Annotated in this window: 5 protein-coding genes; 4 read left to right on the forward strand and 1 reads right to left on the reverse strand. The window is 74.2% G+C overall.

Translation table 11 applies throughout. From position 1 onward, the window contains the following. The 3 genes from ACKOB8_RS07720 to ACKOB8_RS07730 form a co-directional block, all read left to right on the forward strand. On the forward strand, positions 1 to 285 hold a 285-nt coding region (locus tag ACKOB8_RS07720; RefSeq protein ID WP_526376630.1), incomplete at its 5' end, for a gamma-glutamylcyclotransferase family protein. A 76-nt stretch (positions 286 to 361) separates the two neighbouring features. Next, on the forward strand, positions 362 to 1,078 hold the full coding sequence (locus ACKOB8_RS07725) for a hypothetical protein (protein ID WP_526376631.1): 717 nt from the start codon (positions 362 to 364) through the stop codon (positions 1,076 to 1,078). 60 nt (positions 1,079 to 1,138) lie between these two features. Next, positions 1,139 to 1,429: a hypothetical protein gene (locus ACKOB8_RS07730; protein WP_526376632.1), complete on the forward strand. Its 291-nt coding sequence runs from the start codon at positions 1,139 to 1,141 to the stop codon at positions 1,427 to 1,429. Positions 1,430 to 1,437: 8 nt separating this feature from the next. Here ACKOB8_RS07730 and ACKOB8_RS07735 read toward each other — a convergent pair whose 3' ends face one another. Beyond that, on the reverse strand, positions 1,438 to 1,722 hold the full coding sequence (locus tag ACKOB8_RS07735; protein ID WP_526376633.1) for a hypothetical protein: 285 nt from the start codon (positions 1,720 to 1,722) through the stop codon (positions 1,438 to 1,440). 113 nt (positions 1,723 to 1,835) lie between these two features. Here ACKOB8_RS07735 and ACKOB8_RS07740 point away from each other — a divergent pair. Then, on the forward strand, positions 1,836 to 2,612 hold a 777-nt coding region (locus ACKOB8_RS07740; RefSeq protein WP_526376634.1), incomplete at its 3' end, for a hypothetical protein.

Below are 2,612 nucleotides of genomic sequence, written 5' to 3' on the forward strand. Positions count from 1 at the left end.
GAGGCGCAGGCGGCCGGTCGGCTCTTCGATCCCGGCTGGGGCTGGCCCGCCGCGGTGTTCGATGCCGAGCACACCGGGCGGATCCCCGGCGTAGTGGTCGCGATCGCGCCGGAGTCGATCCGCGAGGCGCTGGCGGCCCTCGACGACATCGAGGGCGTGGCGGGCGGGCTGTTCCAGCGCGTCCTGATCGACGCCGGTGGGCAGCCCTGCTGGGCGTATCACTGGCCCGGTCCGACGGCGGGCTTCCGGCGGATCGGGGCCTGGCCGCCGACCGGCACTGCGTAGCGCTGCGCGGGCGGCGTGATTTTCGGGTAGTCCGCTACGCACGGCGAACGGGCCCGGCGGACCTACGTTCGGTGACATGGCCCTTCCTCTGCCCCTGGCTGCCGCAGCAGCCGGCACACTGCTCGCCGCAAGCCTGCTCGCCGCGCCGCCCGAACCGGTCGCGGTCCCTCATCCGGTCGCCTACCACGCGGTCGCGCTGCAGGCGGTGGTCAGCACCGACGAGCTGGCGGTGCGCGACGGCCCACCGCGGGCGGCACAGGCCGCGGCGGTCGCCGCGCTGCATCCGGTGGATGCGGCCCTGCAGATCCTGCCCGCGCTGGCCTGGGCGGTGGTGGCGACCCCGATCGCGGTCGTGCTCTTCCCGCTGTGGGCGGCTCAGGGGTTTCCGACCGCCAGCGCGACGGACCCGTCGCGGCCCGACAGCGGCTGCGGGGGTCCCGGCCTGGTCGCCCAGTGCGCACTGCGGGCGCTGCTCTACTACCTGGTTCCCGCGCCCTACGAGCTGCTGGCCACTCGCGTCGCCGACTTCGTCGGATCGCTGCGTCCCGCACCGGCCGCGGCGGCCGCCGCCCGGGTGGCGGTGAGCCGCACCGCCGCGATCCCCGAGGCGAGCGTGCCCGGCCGGCTCGGCCAGGCCCGCCCGGGCGTGCGGACCGCACCGGGCACCCGGTCGGCCCGGACCGCGCAGCCCGCTCGCCCGCAGACACGTTCGGCGAAAGCCGCCGCGGCGAGGCCCGCCGAGCGCGCCGCAGCCGAGCCGCGCTCGGCCCGACGTGTCGGACCCCGCGCCTAGCGTGGGGTTGGGGAGTTCCCGTGTTTTCGTCAGATCTCAGGGATCAGGGGGAGGCGCTCGATGAGTAAGTCGAGTTCGGGCGGCGGCGCCGGCGCGTTCGTCGCGATCATGGTGCTGCTGTGGGTGGTCGTCACGTTCTTCTGGTGGCTCGTCGCCGCGGCCTGCCTGGTGGCGCTGATCTACGGGGTGCGTGCGATCGTGCGCATCGACCGCCGCAACCGGGAGCGCTACGCCGCCTACTGCGCGGCGGTCTGCGCACGCGCCGACCAGCAGCACCGATGGGTGCTGCGCGGGGATGAGCGGGGGATCTACGGTCCCGAGGGTGCGCGGCTGATGCGGGCGATTCGCTGAGCGCAGGCTCAGCCCTGGCTCTGGATCAAACCGATGCAGGTGCCGATCTTCTCCGGGGTGCACGGGATGCCGCGGACCGTCGGTAGTTGATTAACGCCGCCGCCGATGATCGACCCGGTGGTCGACGACACGATCGGCGGGGTCATCTGCGCGCCGGCCGGACCGCTGACGCAGACGCCCTCGAAATGGCTGGGCACCGTGCCGTAGGGGCAGGCCGCGGCCGGTGCGGCGGTCACGCCGAGACCCGCGCCGACGAGCACCAGACATACCCCCGCACCCAGGAAGACCCGCATGGACCCCAGCGTACCGGTCACCGGCGCGGCGGGTTTGACGTGCGGTGACCTCGATAATGAGTGTCAAGGAGCGCGTCTCGGGGTGTGTGCGGCCAATTAGGTGGGAGAGGTCGATGGGGTTTCGGAGTATTCCGGTCGGTGCGGCGGTCGTCGCCGCGGGAATGTCGTTGGCGGGCCCGCTGGTGGGGGTGGCTGCCGCGGATAGCGGTGAGCCGGGCGCTACGTCGGTGTCGGCGGGTGCCGGTGAGGCGCGCGGGGGTGCGCAGCAGGAGAGTCGGCGGGAGTCGCGGGCGGCCCGGGTGGCTCGGGAGGCCTCCAGTGCGCCGCGCGGTGCCGGGGTGGTGCGTGAGCGCGCCGGCAAGCCGGCGCGGGGAGCGGCGCAGGGGTCGGGTGATGCGTCGGGTGATTCAGGGGTCGGGGAGTCCGCGCCGTCCGGGCGCGGGTCTGCCGAGGTCGTCGAGGTGGCCGGGGATCCGGCTGCGCGGGCGGTGACGGCCGTGGTGCCTGCGGGGCAGACCGCCGCCGAACCTGTCGCGGCCGCGTCTGGTGTCGGTGAGTCCGTGGCGTCGACGGGGTTCTACGCACGCGAGAGGGTGACCACGGCGGAGGTGCGCCAGTCGGTGGCGGGGTTGAGCTCGGCGGTGTCGGGTTTCTTTGATGCGGTGTCGCGGCTGGTGTCGGGTCTGCCGGGTGGCCCGTTCTCGGAGCTGGTGGCCGGGGCGTTGCAGTTGGTGCGGCGGGGGTTGTTCAACCAGGCGCCGGCGGTGGCTCCGCGGGTGCTGGTGGGTGAGGTGTTGCGGCCCATGACCGGGCAGGGTTGGGCGTACTCGACGATCCTGGGCGGTGAGGTGGCCGGGTCGCTGGGTGCGACCGATCCCGAGGGTGCGCCG

Origin of the sequence: Mycobacterium sp., from assembly GCF_046091765.1 — a bacterium.
Classification (GTDB): domain Bacteria; phylum Actinomycetota; class Actinomycetes; order Mycobacteriales; family Mycobacteriaceae; genus Mycobacterium.

What these genes read in the sequence shown, in the direction of transcription:
- ACKOB8_RS07725 (WP_526376631.1), top strand. Translation starts at nt 362, where the DNA reads ATGGCCCTTCCTCTGCCCCTGGCTGCCGCAGCAGCCGGCACACTGCTC.
- ACKOB8_RS07730 (WP_526376632.1), top strand. Translation starts at nt 1,139, where the DNA reads ATGAGTAAGTCGAGTTCGGGCGGCGGCGCCGGCGCGTTCGTCGCGATC.
- ACKOB8_RS07735 (WP_526376633.1), bottom strand. Translation starts at nt 1,722, where the DNA reads ATGCGGGTCTTCCTGGGTGCGGGGGTATGTCTGGTGCTCGTCGGCGCG.